Source organism: Paracrocinitomix mangrovi, from assembly GCF_019740355.2.
GTDB classification, from domain to species: domain Bacteria; phylum Bacteroidota; class Bacteroidia; order Flavobacteriales_D; family Crocinitomicaceae; genus Paracrocinitomix; species Paracrocinitomix mangrovi.
This window is the reverse complement of the sequence record NZ_CP091819.1, coordinates 1,404,284-1,424,525: the sequence shown is the minus strand read 5'-3', so window position 1 is coordinate 1,424,525 and position 20,242 is coordinate 1,404,284. Positions and strand designations below refer to the sequence as shown.

The window sequence follows — 20,242 nt, the reverse complement described above, 5'->3', positions numbered from 1 at the left end:
AAAAGTGGAAATTTTAAATAAAGCTGAAATAGTAGAAAAAGATGATTGTCTTATTTCTTTGAATAAAGTTCCCTATTCGGGTTCAAGTATCCTGCAGTTGGATTGTATCGGTAAATATTCTTGGAAAAGTGATTTTGTAAGTGGATATGGAATGCATGCCATGATTTTTGATTTTGCCTTATTTGACTTACCCGGAAAATATTTTATCGCCTGGCAAGGAACTGAGCATGATAGGGGAGGACACTGTGATTTTGAATTTGAATTATGTCAAACAGATGGGACTAAACTATGGAGAGTGCATTCAAGAATAAAATCAGATTTTATTAAAGAAGATAAATATCTGTGGTTTCTATTCAATGGACACAATCAAGAAGGTATCTATGAAAAAGATAAATTCTTCTTGTACAAACTCAATTTAACGAATGGGGATTTTAAACAAAAAATCCTCTTGAACTTTAAATCCATCTTAAATGTGGATTTTGACCACACTTATCGAAAGCAATTGATTGTTGAAAATGGTGTTGGTTATATAACTGTGGAATATAGTAAAAATGGTATTCAGGGAATTAAAAAAGTAAGGGTTCCAATAAGTAAATTCTAGTTTACTTTTTCATTTCAACTACCCAAATCCCTCTTAATTCATTTACCCCATAAGCCGTTGCTTTGTCAGATGGATATTTTTCCTTTATCAAAGCGGCAGTACTTGATTTAATGTCTTTTTCGCCACCATGACAATGCAAACACATTTGATTGGTTGTAATTGGATAATATCCGGTAACAAATTCATCTCCTTCAATAGTGGTAGGAATTATTTCTTCACCTTTTGTCAAAAATTCTTTAAACGAAGCAATGATTTTCAATTCTTCTTCATTTGCTGCATTTAAAGGATTTCTGTTTTTGTCAGAAACTCTTTTGATTTTAACACCAAATTCAGTCGCCATTGAATCTGTTAATGGCAATGCCTGAACATTGCAGAATTCCAGTGCGCCATCTGTTCCCTCCGCCTTAATCTTACCTTTCAAATTTTTACCAAGAATAGATTTTGTTGACATGGCAAACTGAAATCCTCTATCAACATAACTCATATCTTCAGGATTAACCAGGTTTTTAGCTTTTTCTAATTCGTAAGATTGAGCAAACCAATTTGAATCCTGAATACTTGAAGAAAATAAATACTGAGCAACAGCCGTGTTTTGAGCTTTGTTTAATCCCATGTTCGGCATAACTCCAAACTTTTCTATTGCATCTGACATTAATGCTTTTTCTTCAGATGGTTCAGAAATAAAAGCTACAATAGCTTCAACAAATTCTTCTTCATTTGGATATTTGTCTAAATAATGCTGTTTAACATTTGCCATATTAGGGGCAGCAATTGCTTCATTTCCTGCATTGGGACTGTGACATGAAAAGCAAGAAGTTTCCATCAATTGAAAACCATTGTAATCTTCAGTAATTTCATCTGTATTGTTTAGTCCGTCAGATAAATCATCAGTGTATTCATCATAATTTCCACTGCATGAATTCAGTGTGGATAAAAAAGAGGTTCCTAAAATTGCTACACTCAAAATACGCTTCATAATTCTAGATTATAAAGTAAAAGTAGGGTAATTAAGCTGAATATTTGTGACAATTGTCACGCTTGTGAAGAGCTCGTCTAAATAACATTTACTTCTCTTTCCAGGTCAATGCCGTAAATGTCTTTTACTGATTTCATGATGTCCTCAGAGAGTTGGTAAATATCCTGACCTTTAGCTCCACCATAATTAACCAAAACAAGTGCTTGATTTTTGTGAACCCCATAATTCCCAATAGTCTTACCTTTCCATCCGGCTTGATCTATTAACCATCCGGCAGCAATTTTTACGTGATTTTCATCTACCGGGTAATTTACTATGTCAGGAAACTTTGCTTTAAGTTGTTCAAATTGAGATTTACCGATAACCGGGTTTTTAAAGAAACTTCCTGAGTTTCCTATTTCTTTTGGATCAGGCAATTTACTTTGACGAATATTGATTACGGCCTGACTTACTTCTTTTATTCCCGCTTGGCTTACTCCCATATTTTCCAATTCAGATGCAATGGCACCGTATGAAGTGTTGATTTCAGAATGCTTGGTAAGTTTTAAAGTAACCGAAACAATGATGTATTTTCCTTTTAAACTTCTCTTAAATACACTTTCTCTGTACCCAAACTGGCATTGATCATTAGTAAAAACTTCAATGTTTCCGTTTTCAATATTGTAGGCTTCTAAAGAATCAAAAACATCTTTAACTTCTACACCATATGCTCCTATGTTTTGCATTGGTGCAGCTCCAACACTTCCTGGAATTAATGACAAGTTTTCTATTCCACCATAACCATTTTCAATGGCATACATCACTAAATCATGCCATACTTCTCCTGCCATTGATTTGATCCAAACATCATTACCAACCTCTTTTACTAGTTCTATTCCTTTGAGATTGTTTTTTAATACTAATCCCTGGACATCTTTGGTTAGCAACATATTACTACCGCCTCCTAAAACCAAGAGGGGTTGATCTTTGAATTTTGAAATGGCATCCTTTAATTCTTCAATATTGGAGAATTCACAAAAATTGGCTGCATTTACGGCTAATCCAAAGGTGTTGTATGGTTGTAAATTGATGTTTTGTTGAATCATTAGGTCAAAATTAATCCAGTTAGATAAAATAAGTCGTCACTTTTTTGGTTTATTATCAAGAACCCGGCGTTAACAGTATGCGAATTTTGTTTCCGTTCATAATGTTTATCCCTTTATTTGGTTGGGCTCAGGATCAAACAGATAAAGTTTTAACTGGATTTGGTGTTGAAGCTGCATTCAATCTTTTGGATGAGCCAACACTTTCATTTACTGAATATGGTAAAGTGATCAACAATCCTGAGTTTTTTTTACATTCCTCAGATGCTGAATTGATAGCGTCATCAACTTTATTCACAAGAAATGGGATCAATGCAAGGATGATCTTTAAAGGTCCGGATTTGAGCAATATGGGCGCTTTTAAACGGTCAAAGTTTGATCTTGGAGTTGGTTATAACGGAGGAAACAATTACGCTTTTGAATTCAGGGATAAAATAACCGTTAGGTCAGATACACTTACCTTAACTTCAAGTACCGGAAGCATTGAAACACTGTATAGAGATACTATTTTTTATCATTCTACAGTTTACTCTGCATCTTCAAAAAATATCAGTGTTTTTGGAGAGTATCTTATTTTTTTAGGAGATAAAAATCCGGGCTTTGGTGTAGGTTTAGGAGCAGCTTTTGACATGACGCTATACAATCACGCACAAGTAAGACACACGATATCATATGAAACCGGTTTGTATGATGAAAATGGGGTTTTGAGCTATGCAGAAGTGGAATCTTATTCAGGAAGCAACAATGGTTATTATGCACCGGCAATTACTCAAATTTATTCAAATACAGTTGAACAAGAAGTGAAAATGGCATATTTCATTCGACCCTATATTCCTGTGCGAATTGAAACGCCTTTGTCAAATCTTCCTGCTTTGTCAAAGTTTACGGTTGACATCAATGCGAAAATTGGAACAGAAGTTCAAATTAATCCGAGAGCCAGTGTAAATGCTCGCATGTTCTATAGCCTTGGAATAGGCTTAAATTACTACATGTAGATGATTTGGCATCTTTCTTGCCTTTAAACATTTGTGCTAATTAATAACAATTCTTGCCACGTAATTTTAATTTTTGTAAATTCAAAGGACTTATGCGAACAATGCTTTTGACACTTTTAATGGCATTGCCCTTTTTAACCTCCTCAATCTATGGGCAATCGGATACCCTCAACCAGATAAAAGATGGTGTGAAGGTAGGATACTGGATCGTTTACGGTAAAGACAATCCTGAAAAAGGATATCCTGCAGACGGTAAAATCGAAGAAGGTCCATACTTAAATAATCGTAGACATGGATTATGGACTAAGTATCATGCAGATGGTAAAACTCCTAGATTAATAGGGAACTACGTAAATGGTAGACCTTACGGAAAGTTTGAAAAATTCCATGAAAATGGAGTTTCAGCCGAAAAAGGTGATTATCAAAACAAAAAAATGCTCGGTGATTATACCGTTACTAATGAAGATGGAATAGTTACCCAAAGAAAAACATTCAACAACGACGGTAAAGAAGAAGGAAAAGTAGAGTTCTTCTATGATGATGGTACTCCTCAAATGATAATGACCAAAAAAGATGGGGTGACGGTTGGTGACGCAATTACCTATTATCCAAATGGAGATGTCAAGAAGATTGTAAAGTACAGTGAAACCGGTGAAATTATCTCAAACGAAGAAAAAGAAAGAGTAAATCCTCCAAAAGGTGAGAAAGTAGAAAGTGGTTCTGGTGGTCCAAGTGGAAACAAAGGAGTCAAAAAAGACGGAAAACCTTTTGATAGAGACGGATACAACAAGCTTTATAACGACAATGATGAAATCTGGATGGATGGTGAGTTCAAAGGTGGTAAACTTTGGAACGGTAAATTGTACAAATACGATTCAGACGGAATTTTATTAAAGATTGAAATCTGGAAGGATGGTAAATACCATTCGGATGGACAGTTGTAATTTATAACCCAAAATGTATGCAATATTCTTTATTGGTATTGCTACTTATCTCTGTAAACACTGTTTTTTCACAAACAGATACGCTTAATCAAGTAGATCAAGATGGGCTGAAACAAGGCTATTGGATTTTGTATGGATATATGTTTGATAAACGTGATTATCCGGATAGTTTGTTGATAGAAGAAGGTACCTATAAAGACGACAGAAAAAGCGGAAAATGGATCAAGTACCATCCTGATGGAAAAACACCACGACTTATTGGAGAGTATGTAAATGGCAGGCCATATGGTAAGTACCAAAAATTCTACCCTACAGGTCAGTTAATGGCAGATGCTTGCTTTGAAAGAGGGAGACATAAAAATTGTACCCATAGTTTTTATTATGAATGCGGAACCCCAATGGTGCAGCATTATTTCAATGAAAATGGACGCGAAGAGGGGGACATTTTTTATTATTTCGATAGCTGTGATAGTACTGATACAATCCCAAAAGTTGAACTTTCTATTTTCAAAATTGATGGTGTTTCAAAAGGTCAATCAATCAAGTATTATTATTCAGGCTGTATTAAGAAAATTGTGAATTATACAGATGATGGAGAAGTAATATCTGTAAGTTATTACAAAGATGATTGCGAATTGCCCGAAACTAAAAAAGGAAGTGTTTTTACACCACAGCCAGATGTCCGTAGACAAACAACTAATTCAGACTATAAAACAAAAACGCATCTTTCCACAGAAATTTTAATCCAAGATGGTGTATGTGATTATAGTTATGAATTGAGTTCAGCAAAAAATGGAAGTCAAAAATTATACGATTCAAAAGGGAGGTTAATTATAGACGGTTATGTGGAGGATGGAGATCTTATAGATGGGAAGATGTTTTGTTATACCGATACAGGAAGGAAAAGAGTTTTTAAGTATAAAAAGGGGATTTATAAATCTGATAAATGGTTGAATGAATAAGTGGTTATTGACATATTTCTTATTCTTTTCCTTGGGACTGTTTGCTCAAAATGACACCATCAACCAAACAGATGAAAATGGATTAAAACAAGGCTATTGGATCATCTATGGTCATATGAAACCTGAAAAAGAATACTCGGCAGAAGGGATAATTGAAGAAGGGACATATAAGGATGATAGAAAACAAGGAGTTTGGACAAAGTACTTTCAAGATGGAAAAACTATACGTTTAATAGGAACTTATGAGAAAAATAGGCCTAATGGCGAGTATTGGAAGTTTTATGAGTCAGGATGTCTAAAAGAGCATGGAGTATTTAGAACTTACAAAATGGAATCAAATCATGAAGCCCACAGTGAAATTGATAAAAAACACCAATTAATTGAGATTTATAAAGATGACTGTGATACAGGTGTTAGTAATAAAGGAACACTTATTCCGCCCCCTAAGAACATATCAAATTTAGCTTACGGAGATACATTAATGTACAAGTTTAGTAATGACAGTATTGAGTTGATCTGTTTTTGGGAAGATTCAATAAAGGTCGCGTACCGATACAATGAATGTCAGGAGCTAATAGAGAAAATAAGTTGGGATAGTAATCTTGTAAGTAAGGTTGAGAAATTTAAAATTTCAGAAGATTGTTTTAATAAAATCTATCCACCAGGTGAAGGAGGACCAACCGGGAAATTTGGAATAAGAAAGGATAAAAAGCCTTTTGAACCAGATGATTACAATAAATTATATAATGACAAAGATGAAATTTGGATGGATGGCATTTTCAAAAATGGAAAGTTATGGAGTGGAAAGCTTTATAAATTTGACAGTGATGGCATCCTTTTGAAAATCGAAATTTGGAAAAACGGTAAGTATCATTCAGATGGAGATTTGTAATCATTAAGATGAACTAAACTAGAATGAAATTGTTCTAACACTGTATGGCAGTGTATCAAATAATAAGAGAACAAAAAATTCCCTCAAGCCTTGAAAAAGTATGGGATTTTATTGCAACTCCCAACAACTTGCAAAAAATTACTCCTGATTCCATGGGATTTCAGATTACATCAAAAAACCTTCCCCAAAAAATGTATCCCGGAATGATCATCTCCTATAAAGTAAAGCCTTTAGCAGGAATCAAAACTACATGGGTAACAGAAATTACACATGTACAAGATCTATCTTTTTTTGTGGATGAGCAAAGAGTTGGTCCATACAAAATGTGGCATCATGAGCATCATTTAGAGCAAACAGAAAAAGGAGTGTTAATGCGAGATATAATTACTTATGAACCTCCATTAAAATTTCTAGGAAGCATAGCCAACGTTATTATCATTAAACGAAAATTAAACCAGATCTTTAATTACCGTCATAAGGCAATTGAAGAGATGTTTGGAAAATATCCTGAATCTTAATTATGAAAGTAAATGTATTCTGGTTCAGAAGAGACCTTAGGTTGGAAGATAATGTAGGATTAAATGCTGCATTAGGCAAAGGTTTTCCCGTTTTGCCCATCTTTATTTTTGACGAAAACATTTTAGATGAATTACCTGCAGATGACTCACGTGTCAACTTTATCTATGATCAGCTGAAAAGTATAAATGCTACACTTGGAAATTATAATTCAGCTTTGAAGGTCTATCATGGTGATCCTTTTGAAATTTGGAAGAATGTTCTAAATGAATATGATATAGCAGAAGTCTTTACCAATAGAGATTATGAGCCATACGCCCTTAAAAGGGATAAGAATGTTGAAGAAATCCTTAATGAACATGGGGTTCGAATGGTGACTTTTAAAGATCAGGTAATTTTTGAAAAAGAGGAGGTTTTAAAAGATGATGGAACTCCATATACCGTATTCACTCCCTTTATGAAAAAATGGCGTTCTCAATTTAATTACAATGCATTGCACTTTACGGAAGATGTGGAGTTTAATAGATTTTTACCTTTAAATATTCCCTTTCCTTCTAAAAGTGATTTAGGTATAAAACCTTCTAAAATTAAAGTTGCATCTTATAATCCTAAAGCATTAAACGGATATGCAGAGAACCGAAATCTACCTGAAATTGATACCAGTAATTTAGGGCCACACCTGAGGTTTGGTACTATCAGTATCAGAAAACTCATTAAAGAAGTCTACAAAAATCATTGGCAGTTTACCAATGAGTTAATTTGGAGAGAGTTTTTTATGATGATATTGTATCATTTTCCTAAATCAGTAGAATTCAATTTCAAAAGTAAATACGACGGTATAGCTTGGAGAAATAATGAAGCAGAATTTGAACAATGGTGCAGGGGAGAAACGGGCTATCCAATGGTTGATGCAGGCATGCGTCAATTAAATGAAACGGGTTATATGCACGGAAGAGTAAGAATGGTTTGTGCTAGTTTTTTATGCAAACATTTGCTGATAGATTGGCGTTGGGGTGAGGCTTATTTCGCAGAGAAATTATTGGATTATGAACTGTCTTCAAATATCGGAAATTGGCAATGGGTGGCAGGAACAGGATGTGATGCAGCACCCTATTTTAGAATTTTCAATCCACATGAACAACTAAAAAAGTTTGATCCAAAACTCAAATATGTAAAAACATGGGTAAAAGACTTTGAAGACTTGACTTATCCTCAGGAAATGGTTAGTCACAAAGAGGCGCGAGAAAGGTGCTTACAAACTTACAAAGTTGGAATTGAGGTAGTTGAAAAAGTCAATTAAACTTTTACCCCTATAACACATACGTCGTCGATTTGCTCGTAATCACCCTTCCAATCTTCAAAGTGTTTGCGAAGAATCTCTCCTTGAAGTTTAACGGGTTTTGAAGCGTTGGCCAAAATGATTGACTTAAATGGCTTATACTTTAGTTTTTTGCCTTTGTCACCACCAAATTGATCTGCATATCCGTCTGTGTAACAAAGTACCAAATCATCTTTCTGCAGTTGAATATCTGTAGAAATAAATGGTTTCTCTTGTTCTGCGTGAAAGCCTACCGGCATTTTATTAGGTCGATATTCAATAATAGCTTTTCCACTTGATTGGTCTACCATAAGGTTTAGCAATTCTTCAGGAGTAAATTTTGAATGATCTCTAATGATATATAATCCATTGTTAGCTCCTGTAAAGCTTAATTTATTGGCTTTTCTATCCAAGATACACAAGGCCAAATCCATTCCGTCTTTTTGTTGGGTTTGGGCACCTTTTTGCTCCAGGGCTTTAATGATTTTTTTTCTCAATGAATTAAGTATTTCACCTCCATCTCTTTGCCCACCTTCAACTATTATTTCATTCAAAAATCCAATTCCTAACATTGACATGAATGCACCCGGTACTCCATGTCCTGTACAATCTGCAGTAACCCAAATTGAAATATCTTCTTCGTTTGAATGATATGCCCAGTAAAAATCACCACTTACAACATCTTTTGGCATAAATAATATAAAGTGATCTTCACTTATTTTATCCCATTCTTCATTGCCGGAAATTAAGGCCGATTGAATTCTTTGAGCATAATTGATACTGTCTGTAATCTCTTTATGCTGCTCTTCAATTTCGTCCTTTTGAAGTGTGATGATTTGATTTTTTGCTTTAACTTTTTTGTTAGATCTAAACAAAAATACAAGGCCTATTACTACTCCTATTAGTGCTATTCCAGCAGCAATTAACAACCTCTCTCTGGATCTTACTTTTTCTTCAGATAATTGATCTTCATGAGCTTGAATTAGTGCTTCTTTTTCTTTTTGAAGCGAATCTGCCAAAGCCTGTTGTTGTTCTCTAAACTCATTTTCAATTTCATATGCTTCAGAGTTAAGGCTTTTCAGGTCAATACTATCGGATATTTTTCCTGACAATAGCAATTCTTCATAAGCCCATTTGTATCTGCCGGTTTTAAAATATACTTCTGCTAACACTCTTCTAGCTTCCATTTCTGCTTCCCAAAAACCACAGGCCAAAGCATTGTCAATTGCTTTTAAAGAATGCATTTCACTTTTTTTGAATTGTTTTAAGTTCATATATAATAAACCTAAATTTTGGTGTTCAATTGCCAGATCTCGCTGGAAACCAAAAAACTCTGTTATTTCTGAAGATCTTTCTAAGTATTTCATGGCGGTGGCTGTATCTCCAATTTTGAAATATACATGTGCAGAGTTGTATACAAATTCACCCTCTCTTCTAATGTTGTTGGTTTCAATAGACAGTTTCAATCCTTCATCATAATATTCTTTAGCCTTTTCATAATCATCTTGATTTTTGGCAATGATTCCTAAATTATTGAGAATGAACATTTGATCAGAAGTGTCTTTGTAAACTTTGGCCAATTGTAATCCTTCCTCAAGATATTCTAATGCTTTTATTTGGTTTCCAATTACTCTGAATACCATTCCAATCGATCCATATGCACCCGACAATTCTTCTTTAAAATACTTTTCACACAGCTCTGCTGTTTTAAAGTACATGTCTAGTGATTTTGAATATTCTCCAGTATAATAGTAGATATTGCCTTTTGTTCTATAAGCCTCTTTTTGTTCTAGGTATAAGTTTTCCTTATTAGAAATAGCTAAAGATTTATCTGCGTAATAAACTGCCGAATCATAATCACCCAAAACCATTTTTGCATCCGCAATATCCCTATAACCGGTACTGATCCCAGTTTTATAATTAATTTTTGAAGAAAGTTGGAAAACAGCAAAAGCATATAGTTCATGCTTTTTTGGTTGACTGTATGCTGAACTAACAGCTAAGTTGTGAATTTCTTTAACGACAGATGTGTCCTTTAAATCAGCTTTATTGGATGAAATCAAATCATAATATCCCAAAGATGTCAATGCAGAATCTTGTTGAGCAAAGGTGAATAGTGGGAATAAAAATAATATAGTGAGAAGTAGCTTCATTATTCAGAGACTAAGATAGTTATCTCTGTTTAATTACCGTTATACACGGTGACATTTGAAATAATTAAATGGCTCTTTGCAATCCTCACATGAATAAAGTGATTGACATGGTGTTGAGCCATACTTGCTAATTATTTTTGTGTTGGTAGATTGACAATTAGGACAAGTGACAACTGAATTGTCTAATGTTGGAGGAGAAATTCCTTCCTTCATCATTTTAGCCTTGGTTTCTTCAGATAACCAATCAGTAGACCAGGCTGGACTTAATACAGTTTTAATTTCAACGTTTTCATATCCGTTGTCATTAAGTTTTTCAGTAATTAAGTCGTTAAAGAATTTTTTTGCAGGACAACCTGTGTAGGTAGGTGTTACGGTAACTTTTATCAAATTACCAATCTGTTCAATTTCTCTTACAACACCTAATTCAACAAGGTTAATGACAGGAATCTCAGGATCCGGTACTTGACGTAATAGATCCCAGAGATGCTCAGTGTCATTATTGATTTTTTCTGCTACCATTTAGCGTTAGGATACGCACGAGGTAAATACTGCATTTCAGTTAATAGATGTCCTAAAAATTCAGAGTGTACCCCATTGCGATAGTCTCCCATAAATACAGGAGAAAGTTCTGGGATATTAATATTAGAAGAATTTAAAACACCTTTTACTTCAGTTTCCCAATTTGCTTTGATTTGGTCAGCATTAGATAAGTATTTGTTATCAATTTCATCCCAATCCCACAATTCAGAAATATACTTGTACATGTGATCAACAGCTACCTGTAATCTTTTGTTACTTTCTTCGGTTCCTTGCCCAAGTCTTACCATCCAATCTCTTGAACGGTCAAGGTTATATTCAATTTCAACTAAAACTTTTTTAGCCAGAGCAGATAATTGCTCATTTTCGCTAGATGTAAGCTGAGTGAATACTTCCTTTGCATAAACATCATGAAGATATGATCTGGCAATTGTCCATGCAAAATCTTCATTTGGTTGTTCAACCAATTTGATGCAGAAATACTCTCGTTCATTTCTTCTAAAAACGTAGTCATCAGGACTCACACCTTTAGCTTCCACTTCTGAAACAATTTTATATAGTTCTTCAGCTCTCCCGATTAAGTCCAAAGCAGAGTTTGAAAGCGCAATATCTTCCTCTAAAAAAGGTCCGTTACTACACATTTCACTTAATCTTTGACCTAAAATCATCTCGGTATCCGCCAGGCGAATAACAAATTTAGCGAAGTCGTTATCTATTGTGATATTCATCATTATATCAGTTCTTATAGGTTTTCAACTCCATCCGGAATTTCATAAAAAGTTGGGTGTCTGTATACTTTATCCTCTGAAGGATTAAAAAATGCATCTGCTTGATCTAATGGTGACGCAACAATGCACTCAGCCGGAACAACCCAGATAGCTCTTCCTTCACCTCTTCTGGTGTAAGAATCTCTGGCATTTTGTAAAGCCATTTTTTTGTCATATCCGTGAACACTTCCGACATGCTTAAAAGCTAATCCTGATTTTTTTTGGATGAATACTTCCCAAACTTTATCTCCTGATTTCATAATTCTTTTTCTATGTAGTTAAACTAGAGCTCCTTCTGTTTTTTCGGCGTAAGCAGTAGCAGCTTCTCTTACCCATGCATTTTCATCATGAGCTTTTTTGTGATGATCTAATCTTTCTTTATTACAAGGTCCGTTTCCTTTAACAACAGCCCAAAATTCTTCCCAGTCAATTTCTCCATGGTCGTAGCTGTTTTTAGCTTCGTTCCATTTCAATTCTGGATCAGGAATAGTTAATCCCAGGAATTCTGCCTGCGGAACCGTTTTATCAATAAATTTTTGTCTTAACTCATCATTAGACTCTCTTTTGATTTTCCATTTTATGGCATTACCTGTATTTGGAGAATCAGAATCATGAGGTCCAAACATCATAATTGAAGGCCACCAAAATCTATTTAAAGCATCCTGAGCCATTTGTCTCTGCTCTGGAGTACCATTGGCCATTTGTACCATGATTTCGTAACCTTGTCTTTGGTGAAAACTCTCTTCTTTACAGATTCTAATCATTCCTCTAGAATAAGGTCCGTATGAAGTTCTTTGAAGAGATACCTGATTTACAATTGCAGCACCGTCAACCAGCCAACCAATAGCTCCTATATCTGCCCATGTTAATGCAGGGTAGTTAAAGATACTAGAGTATTTAGCTTTTCCTTGATGTAATTGACTAATCATCTCTTCTCTAGAGATTCCTAAAGTTTCAGCAACCGAGTAAAGATATAATCCGTGTCCTGCTTCATCCTGAATCTTAGCCAGTAACACTTGTTTTGATCTCAATGATGGAGCTCTTAACAACCAGTTTCCTTCAGGCTGCATTCCAATAACTTCAGAATGTGCATGCTGTGAAACTTGTCTGATCAAGTGTTTTCTATAATCATCCGGCATCCAATCTCTTGGCTCAACACGCTCGTCTTTCTCAATGATGCTATCAAATGCTTCTTGATATTTATCCATAATATTTTCTTAGGGTGGTAAACAAAGATACTAATTATAAAACTTAATTTTTCTGAGAAATTTATCTTCAGAAACTAAGCTTTCTCAGTTTCTAGTTCAACCTTATGCATATATTTTAGCTTGGTAGATCTTCCTTTTTTAAAGATCTTATTGCTGTTGTTTTTACCTTTTCTAAGTTCTTTTTGCTTTTCTTCAGGTAAGTGGATAATGTCTACACATTCAACTGAACAACAATTTTCCATTTTTTCTTTGCATGAATCGCATTGAATAAAAAGTAAGTTGCAGTCAACATTTGAACAGTTTGTATGCGTGTCACATGGCTCCCCGCACTGGTGACAGCTGGCAATAACATCCTCACTCACACTCTCAGCCATCCTGTCATCAAATACAAAGTTTTTACCAATGAATTTATTTTCTAATCCTTCAGCTTTAATCTGACGAACATATTCAATAATTCCACCTTCTAATTGATAAACATTTTTAGCGCCTAAATGTTTAAAATAAGCACTTGCTTTTTCACAACGGATACCACCGGTACAATACATTACAATGTTCTTGTCTTCTTTGGCTCCTTCAATATAATCATCAACAATTTGAGGCAATGAATCTCTAAAAGTATCCACGTCAGGTAAAATGGCTCCTTTAAAGTGACCTATTTCATGTTCGTAATGATTTCTCATATCAATCAAAACTGTATTGTCTTGAGAAATAATATTATTAAAATCTTTCGCTTTTAAGTGAACACCTTTGTTGGTAACATCAAAAGTTTCGTCATTCAATCCATCAGCAAGAATTTTGTTTCTCACCTTTATCTTCAATTTTAAAAACGACTTGTTATACTGCTCAATGGCAACATTTAATCTTATTCCATTTAAAAATGAAATACTATCCAAATGTGCTTTAAACTCATTGAATTTAGGTGCAGGTACCGAAAGTTGAGCATTAATACCCTCTTTGGCTACATAAATTCTACCTAAAACATCTAGTGCGTCCCAAGCTACAAATAAGTGATTTCTAAAAATTTTCGGATTTCCGATATTGTGGTACTGATAGAAAGAAATAGTTAAACGGTCTTCACCCGCTTCGTCAATCAACGCTTCTCTTTCTTTAGCACTCAATTTATTGTACAGTTGCATGCTATAAATAATTAAGTTCTAAAATTTAATATAAATACGATTTGGCCCTAAAATCAATAGAACCACGGCAAAGATAAGGCTTATAATGCAATGAGCTACTGATTTTTATCATATTTCAAAACATAATCAAATCTACGTATCAAAAATTCAGTTCAATTTCAATAAAAATTAAGTGGCAATTAAACCATTGTGGATTAGTTGGGTCAAAGAAGCAAAACCAGCCAATTAAAACGGCATAAAAATTAAAAGTATGAAGAGAATAGCAATGATTGCCGCTTGTATTTTAATATCAACTTCGGTAGGATTTTCACAAGATGGAAAAGGATTGACAGAAGAGGAAAGAAAAAAAGAAATGAACGATCTTACTCCTGAAGAAAAGGCAGAAAAACGCACACAAAAATTAACAACTGAGTTAAGCTTAACAGATGAGCAAGCAGTGAAAATAAAAGCCATCAACTTAGCACACATTAAAGAAATGGATAAAATCCATGAAGAAATGAAGGCTTTGCGTAAAAAAGCGAAAGAAGAAAGGGAGAAAACAAAAAATGAAATTGAAGATGTTTTAACTGACGAACAAAAAGAAAAATTCGAAGCTAAAATTGAAGAGCATAAGAAAAAAAGAGAGGAACATAAGAAAGAAAAATGTGAACATCACCAACATCATTAAGCACATTGATTTGATGCGATCATTTAAGCCCCGATTTGACAATTGTTAGATCGGGGTTTTTTCATTATTCATATTCAGTCAATTAGCAACAAAAGCAAAATATAAAGACGTTTTGAATTTAATTCGGCGTAATTTTGCGTATTCAATGAATAAGGTAGCAGCATATTTTAGTTCACTTAAGGATTACAACGCTTCATTTTGGATGTTGAGTATTCACATGTTCTTGTTTTTCTCAAGCTTTAATATGTTGATCCCTGAGATGAACGAGTATATTACTACACTTGGAGGTGCAGATTATAAGTGGATGATATTGGGATTGTGGACAATAGCCGCAGCTATAAGCCGTCCTTTATCCGGTAAAATAGCAGACAATGTAAGCCGTAAATCTGTCATGTACTTTGGAGTTGCAGTATCTGTAATTATTTCCTTCTTATATCCTTTTTTCATTACGGTGACAGGATTTTTAATGCTCAGATTTTTGCACGGTTTCAGTACTGGATTTCAGCCTACAGGTGCAACAGCCTTAGTTGCAGATGTAATTCCACAAGGTAAAAGAGGAGAGGCTATGGGAATTTTTGGTGTTACAATTGCCCTGGGATTCAGCATGGGGCAGTTCATGGGAAGTATTGTGAAATCTGCAGCTGGAATTGATGGTTTATTTATTACAGTAGGTATTTTAGGTTTAGTTTCAATGGTGATGATTTTCTTTATTTCAGAAGATAAAAAAGCAATTGAACAAAATGCTGCAGAAAGAGGATATACTACCTTCTTTCAAAAGGTGATTCCAAGATTAGATGAACTAATAGGACCAGAAGTAGCGCAACCTGCAATTATCACATTCATTTACACCAATATAACAGCCATTTATTTCTTTATGGTTCCTGAAGTAAGTACTTATTTAGGGATAGAGAATAAAGGAGCTTTTTTTGGAATTAACATCTTTATTGTAATAGCAGTGAGATTTGCATCAGGTAAATTGGTAGATAAAATTGGAGCTCGAAAAAACATTATGGCCGGGCTAATTACCTTGATGATAGCTACCATGATTACCGGAACAGCCCAAAATCCAACTCAATTTATGATTAGCGCCCTTGTGTTTGGGGCAGGAACTGCAATTATTTCCCCGGCAGTAATGGCATGGACAGCTGATTTATCAAATCCAAAATACAAAGGTAGAGGAATGGGAACCATGTTCATTATGCTGGAACTGGGCTTTTTAAGTGGAAACTACTTTACGCAATTAATCTACAATAACCAGGAAGGAAATGTGTTCAATGCATTCTTCTTTGGTTTTAGCATGTGTGGAGCTGCTTTGATATATATGTTTTTCACCAGAAGAACAAGGCAGGCAATTTATAATTAACTATTTTTGAAGCATGTACAAACAAAGCAAGTACGAAGACGCTGAAGATATTATTTATGGTGTAAGAGCCGTAATAGAAGCTATTAGATCTGGTAGACCAATCAACAAAATATACATCCAAAAAGGGATGAATAAAGAGTTGTTCTATGAGTTGAAAGAGGAATTAGCAAACAAGAAGTATAACCTACAGTTTGTACCAATTCACAAATTAAACAGGTTAACAAGAAAAAATCATCAAGGGGTTATTGCTCAAATATCACCTATACCTTATTATGATTTAAGTCCAATTGTAACCAAGTTATTTGAAGACGGCGAATTGCCTTTGATTTTGTTATTGGATAGATTGACAGATGTTAGAAATTTTGGAGCCATTGCACGTACAGCAGAATGTCACGGTGTGCATGCTATTGTGATTCCGCAAAAAGACAGTGTGTCTATTACTTCTGATGCAGTAAAAACTTCAGCTGGAGCTTTGAATAAAATACCGGTTTGTCAGGTTCCAGACTTATCTGCGGTTATTCACGAGCTGAAAGAATATGGAGTACAAATTGTTGCGGCAACTGAGAAATCTGATAAAATGATTTATGATGTGGATTTTGATTTGCCAACAGCCATTATAATGGGATCAGAAGAGGATGGAGTTTCAAGGAAATTATTGTCAGAAAGTGATGAATTGGCAAAAATCCCAATGGTGGGCGAAATTGCATCTTTAAATGTTTCTGTTTCAGCAGGAATCATGCTTTATGAATGTGTTCGTCAAAGATCAGTTCAATAATTTATGTCTTTAATCAAAAGGAATATTGACATCATCATTATCCTATTGATTGGATTTATCCTTCGATTTACTATTTCATTTACGCATTCATATTCAAATGATGAGCTGAGTGCAATTAACAGATTACAATACGATAATTTCAGTGATCTCATTGAATACGGCGTAAAAACAGGAGACATGCACCCTGCTGGTGTGCAGGTGTTCATGAAAGCCTGGTCGTATGTTGGAGGGGTGAATGAAATGGGGATGAGATTTCCTTTTGTTATTTGTGGTGTCATCTCAATTTTACTTGTTTTCTTAATAGGAAATAAATGGATTAATAGACAAACAGGTGTAATAGCTGCTATCTTATTATCCCTACTATATTTTCCTATAATGAATGCCGAATTTGCGCGTCCTTATAGTCCCGGTTTAATGTTTTCCCTTTTATCGGCCTGGTTTTATTTGAAGATATTATTTGAAGAAAAGACCAATTATAAAGATGCTATTTTTCTAGGATTATCGGTTGCAGCTGCAATGTACACGCATCATTTTGCTTTCTTATTTGTGGGATGGTTATGTGTTTCAGGTTTGATTTTTATCAAACTAAAGAAATTGAAGTACCTGCTTATTGCAGGTGTCTTGGCAATTGTTCTTTATTTACCTCACATTCCAATTACACAGTACCAGTTGGATGTAGGTGGTTTGCAGTGGTTAGGTCCACCGGATGATAATTGGTTATTACAGTTTGTTTTTTATGCCTTTAATGAGTCCTGGTGGTTGATAGGTTTATTGATTGGCTTAATTGCATTGACATTTGTATTGAAAGAAAAAGAACAAGCTGAAAATGTCAAATCACTCATTTTGTTCGTAGTGTGGTTTTTTGGAATCTATACTGTTGGACACATTTATTCCTGGGTTGGCACTCCTGTTTTAAAATTCCCTGTAATGTTATTTGCCTTTCCTTTTCTATTGCTAATTATTGGTTGGTGGCTTTCAAAATTCAGGTATCAAGGAATATTAAGTGCATTATTGATGGTTACTACTGCTTTTTCTACAATTCAAGAAAAAGATCTGTATGGGCATATGCATTATGAATTATTCAAAGAAGTTGCTGATGATATATTAAAATGGGAAGATCAATACGGAGCTGAAAATATTTATACAGTCTATAATTTGAACAATCCCAATTACATGAATTTTTATGCAAATCAAAAAGATAGGACTATTCAATTTGATTGGGATGTTATCGAATTTGGTGATGCTGCCAATATTAGAGAGGATTTATTAAAAATAAAAAACGACAAAACTTATTGCATTGTTGGTTATTCAGGAAGACTTACACTTCCTCAAGTTTTTGAAACATGTAAAGAATTTTATCCGAATATTATCGCAGCTAAAAAGTACAATAATTCTGCAGTTTTCCTTTTATCTAATATTGGTTCAAAATCTATAGAACAAAAAAGCGCGGATCTAGCTGTATTTTACCCAACAGAAGAAAATGAAGGCTGGAGATTCAATAAAGAATTTGTGTCAGTAGATTCATTGTATGAATTAAGAAGGCATGGAAGGGAGGCTTTTACGTATGAATTGAATGAGTCAAATCCATATGGACCGGATTATGAATTTGAGTTAAGTAGAATTAAAAATCCTGAAAACAAGTATATCAAAGTAGAGGTAGTTGCTAGAATGTTAGAAGAGGCGCAGTTAACAGCATCAGTGTCAGCCAATAATGATAAAGGATTACCGATTATTCATTTGAGTGAGCCTTTTTGGTTAGGTAGAGATTTAGAAAGAATGATTTTAACTAGTCAGAATCACAAAGGGTATTTTGTATTTAAAATACCGGACTTTTTAGAGAAAACAGATGTGTTAAAAATCAGTCTGTGGAATAGAAAACCATCTATTCCGGTATATATTCAAAGTATAACTATTCAGGTGTTTGATAATATCTGGAATTAAGCTTCAAATCAATTTCAATATATTTGGTGATTATGAAATCACTAACATTAACAGCAGCATTGTTTCTTGGTGTCTCAGTATTTGGACACGAGGGGACTCCCAACCCTGATTCGGTATTCATTAGAAAAATTTATGATGAAGCCCTAGAAAAAGGACAGGCGTATGATAATTTGAGAACTTTATGCAAGGATATTGGCGCCAGAGTTACCGGTTCATCTGAAGCAGAAATGGCTGTTAAATGGGGAGAAAAATTACTTAAATCTTATCAATTTGATGAGGTGTACCTTCAAGAAATTGAAGTTCCACATTGGGAAAGAGGAACCAAAGAAACTTGTTGGATTGAAAATGAATCGGGAGAGGTTAAAAAACTCAGTGTATTAGCTCTTGGAGGTTCAGTAGGAACAGGTGGGTTAATTGAAGGCGAAGTTGTGGTTTTTAATTCACTGGAAGAATTAAAAGCTGCTGATAAAGCTTTGGTAAAAAATAAAATTGTTTTTCTGAATAGACCTTTTGATCAGAAATTATTACAAATGTTCAAGGCTTATGGTGCTTGTGCAAATCAACGTCATAGTGGTCCAAATGAAGGTGGTAAGTTAGGTGCTAAAGCAGTTGTGATTAGATCATTGGCTTCATCAACAGATGAACATGCACATACTGGTTCAACGCATTATGATGCAGATGTTGATAGTATTCCCGGAGCGGCAATAAGTACGGTAGATGCAGATGTTCTTTCTGCTTGGTTGCAAAAAGGAAAAGTCACTTTAAAATTGGAGATGGATTGCCGTATATACCCGAATGTAAAGTCTCACAATGTAATTGCGGAGATGAAAGGGAATAAGGATAATAAAATCATCACTTTTGGCGGCCATCTTGATTCTTGGGATGTGGGTGAAGGAGCACATGATGATGGGGCTGGGATTGTACATAGTATTGAAGCATTGAGAATTTTAAAACAGCTTGGTTATAAACCTAATCATACTTTGAGATGCGTTCTTTTTATGAATGAAGAAAACGGGAATTTTGGAGGAAAATCTTATGCTAAAATTGCTCATGATAAAGGAGAGGAACATATTTGTGCTTTAGAAAGTGATAGAGGAGGTTTTTTACCAATAGGATTCGATATTCAAGGTACGGATGAGCAAGTGAGTATTGTTCAAACTTATGCTTCCATGTTGAAGGGATTTGAATTATATAACTTCCAAAAAGGGTATAGTGGTGTCGATATTCGTCCACTAACTGAGTATTATCCTGAAATGATTCAATTAGGAATGTCTATTTCTTCTCAGCGCTATTTTGATTATCATCATTCTGAAGCAGATGTTTTTGAAAATGTAAACAAAAGAGAATTACATCTTGGGGCTGGCGCTTTTGCCGCCTTAATATATCTGATGGACAAAACAATTTAAAAT

Annotated in this window: 20 protein-coding genes; 12 read left to right on the top strand and 8 right to left on the bottom strand. The window is 34.5% G+C overall.

What is annotated here, in order from left to right; translation table 11 throughout:
• The first annotated feature begins 4 nt into the window (after positions 1–4).
• Positions 5–601, top strand: coding sequence for a hypothetical protein (locus K6119_RS06300; protein ID WP_221836833.1), 597 nt, complete (start codon positions 5–7; stop codon positions 599–601).
• Between the two features lies 1 nt (position 602).
• Here the strand turns inward: K6119_RS06300 and K6119_RS06295 are convergent, their stop codons facing one another.
• Together K6119_RS06295 and murB are read right to left on the bottom strand one after the other, a co-directional pair.
• Complete coding sequence (locus K6119_RS06295; RefSeq protein ID WP_221836831.1) at positions 603–1,577, bottom strand: c-type heme family protein; 975 nt, start codon at positions 1,575–1,577, stop codon at positions 603–605.
• Positions 1,578–1,654: 77 nt separating this feature from the next.
• On the bottom strand, positions 1,655–2,662 hold the full coding sequence (gene murB, locus K6119_RS06290; protein WP_221836829.1) for a UDP-N-acetylmuramate dehydrogenase: 1,008 nt from the start codon (positions 2,660–2,662) through the stop codon (positions 1,655–1,657).
• 101 nt (positions 2,663–2,763) lie between these two features.
• Between murB and K6119_RS06285 the strand changes: the two genes are divergently transcribed.
• The 6 genes from K6119_RS06285 (at position 2,764) to K6119_RS06260 (ending at position 8,268) form a co-directional block, all read left to right on the top strand.
• On the top strand, positions 2,764–3,654 hold the full coding sequence (locus tag K6119_RS06285; RefSeq protein ID WP_221836820.1) for a hypothetical protein: 891 nt from the start codon (positions 2,764–2,766) through the stop codon (positions 3,652–3,654).
• 92 nt (positions 3,655–3,746) lie between these two features.
• A complete protein-coding gene (locus K6119_RS06280; RefSeq protein WP_221836818.1) occupies positions 3,747–4,598 on the top strand; it encodes a toxin-antitoxin system YwqK family antitoxin in 852 nt (283 codons plus the stop codon).
• 17 nt (positions 4,599–4,615) lie between these two features.
• The gene (locus K6119_RS06275; protein WP_221836816.1) at positions 4,616–5,560 is read left to right on the top strand and encodes a toxin-antitoxin system YwqK family antitoxin; all 945 of its coding nucleotides are present in this window, start codon (positions 4,616–4,618) and stop codon (positions 5,558–5,560) included.
• Entirely contained in the window at positions 5,553–6,452 is a 900-nt protein-coding gene (locus tag K6119_RS06270; RefSeq protein WP_221836813.1) for a toxin-antitoxin system YwqK family antitoxin, read from the top strand. Before K6119_RS06275 ends, K6119_RS06270 begins: the two co-directional genes overlap by 8 nt.
• Positions 6,453–6,496: 44 nt before the next feature.
• Positions 6,497–6,970: an SRPBCC family protein gene (locus K6119_RS06265; RefSeq protein ID WP_221836811.1), complete on the top strand. Its 474-nt coding sequence runs from the start codon at positions 6,497–6,499 to the stop codon at positions 6,968–6,970.
• Between the two features lie 2 nt (positions 6,971–6,972).
• Positions 6,973–8,268, top strand: a complete 1,296-nt coding sequence (locus K6119_RS06260) for a cryptochrome/photolyase family protein (protein ID WP_221836808.1) — start codon at positions 6,973–6,975, stop codon at positions 8,266–8,268.
• Here K6119_RS06260 and K6119_RS06255 read toward each other — a convergent pair.
• From K6119_RS06255 to trhO, 6 genes are all read right to left on the bottom strand, one after another.
• Positions 8,265–10,439: a SpoIIE family protein phosphatase gene (locus K6119_RS06255; protein ID WP_221836806.1), complete on the bottom strand. Its 2,175-nt coding sequence runs from the start codon at positions 10,437–10,439 to the stop codon at positions 8,265–8,267. The genes K6119_RS06260 and K6119_RS06255 overlap by 4 nt on opposite strands.
• Positions 10,440–10,478: 39 nt before the next feature.
• Positions 10,479–10,958, bottom strand: coding sequence for a 1,2-phenylacetyl-CoA epoxidase subunit PaaD (gene paaD / locus K6119_RS06250; RefSeq protein WP_221836803.1), 480 nt, complete (start codon positions 10,956–10,958; stop codon positions 10,479–10,481).
• Complete coding sequence (paaC, locus tag K6119_RS06245; protein ID WP_221836800.1) at positions 10,952–11,707, bottom strand: 1,2-phenylacetyl-CoA epoxidase subunit PaaC; 756 nt, start codon at positions 11,705–11,707, stop codon at positions 10,952–10,954. Before paaC ends, paaD begins: the two co-directional genes overlap by 7 nt.
• An 11-nt stretch (positions 11,708–11,718) precedes the next feature.
• The gene (gene paaB / locus K6119_RS06240) at positions 11,719–12,003 is read right to left on the bottom strand and encodes a 1,2-phenylacetyl-CoA epoxidase subunit PaaB (RefSeq protein ID WP_221836796.1); all 285 of its coding nucleotides are present in this window, start codon (positions 12,001–12,003) and stop codon (positions 11,719–11,721) included.
• A gap of 18 nt (positions 12,004–12,021) precedes the next feature.
• Positions 12,022–12,951 carry a 1,2-phenylacetyl-CoA epoxidase subunit PaaA gene (gene paaA / locus K6119_RS06235; protein ID WP_221836793.1) on the bottom strand — a complete coding sequence of 310 codons (930 nt, stop codon included), beginning with the start codon at positions 12,949–12,951 and terminating at the stop codon, positions 12,022–12,024.
• Between the two features lie 74 nt (positions 12,952–13,025).
• A complete protein-coding gene (gene trhO / locus K6119_RS06230; RefSeq protein ID WP_221836790.1) occupies positions 13,026–14,087 on the bottom strand; it encodes an oxygen-dependent tRNA uridine(34) hydroxylase TrhO in 1,062 nt (353 codons plus the stop codon).
• A 250-nt stretch (positions 14,088–14,337) separates the two neighbouring features.
• Here trhO and K6119_RS06225 point away from each other — a divergent pair, with 250 nt between their 5' ends.
• The 5 genes from K6119_RS06225 (at position 14,338) to K6119_RS06205 (ending at position 20,239) form a co-directional block, all read left to right on the top strand.
• Complete coding sequence (locus K6119_RS06225; protein ID WP_221836787.1) at positions 14,338–14,754, top strand: hypothetical protein; 417 nt, start codon at positions 14,338–14,340, stop codon at positions 14,752–14,754.
• Positions 14,755–14,899: 145 nt separating this feature from the next.
• Positions 14,900–16,117, top strand: coding sequence for an MFS transporter (locus tag K6119_RS06220; protein WP_221836783.1), 1,218 nt, complete (start codon positions 14,900–14,902; stop codon positions 16,115–16,117).
• A 13-nt stretch (positions 16,118–16,130) separates the two neighbouring features.
• Positions 16,131–16,892 carry a 23S rRNA (guanosine(2251)-2'-O)-methyltransferase RlmB gene (rlmB, locus tag K6119_RS06215; protein ID WP_221836781.1) on the top strand — a complete coding sequence of 254 codons (762 nt, stop codon included), beginning with the start codon at positions 16,131–16,133 and terminating at the stop codon, positions 16,890–16,892.
• A 3-nt stretch (positions 16,893–16,895) separates the two neighbouring features.
• Positions 16,896–18,833, top strand: coding sequence for a glycosyltransferase family 39 protein (locus K6119_RS06210; RefSeq protein ID WP_221836778.1), 1,938 nt, complete (start codon positions 16,896–16,898; stop codon positions 18,831–18,833).
• Between the two features lie 32 nt (positions 18,834–18,865).
• Positions 18,866–20,239, top strand: coding sequence for a M20/M25/M40 family metallo-hydrolase (locus K6119_RS06205; protein WP_221836775.1), 1,374 nt, complete (start codon positions 18,866–18,868; stop codon positions 20,237–20,239).
• Positions 20,240–20,242: the final 3 nt, after the last annotated feature.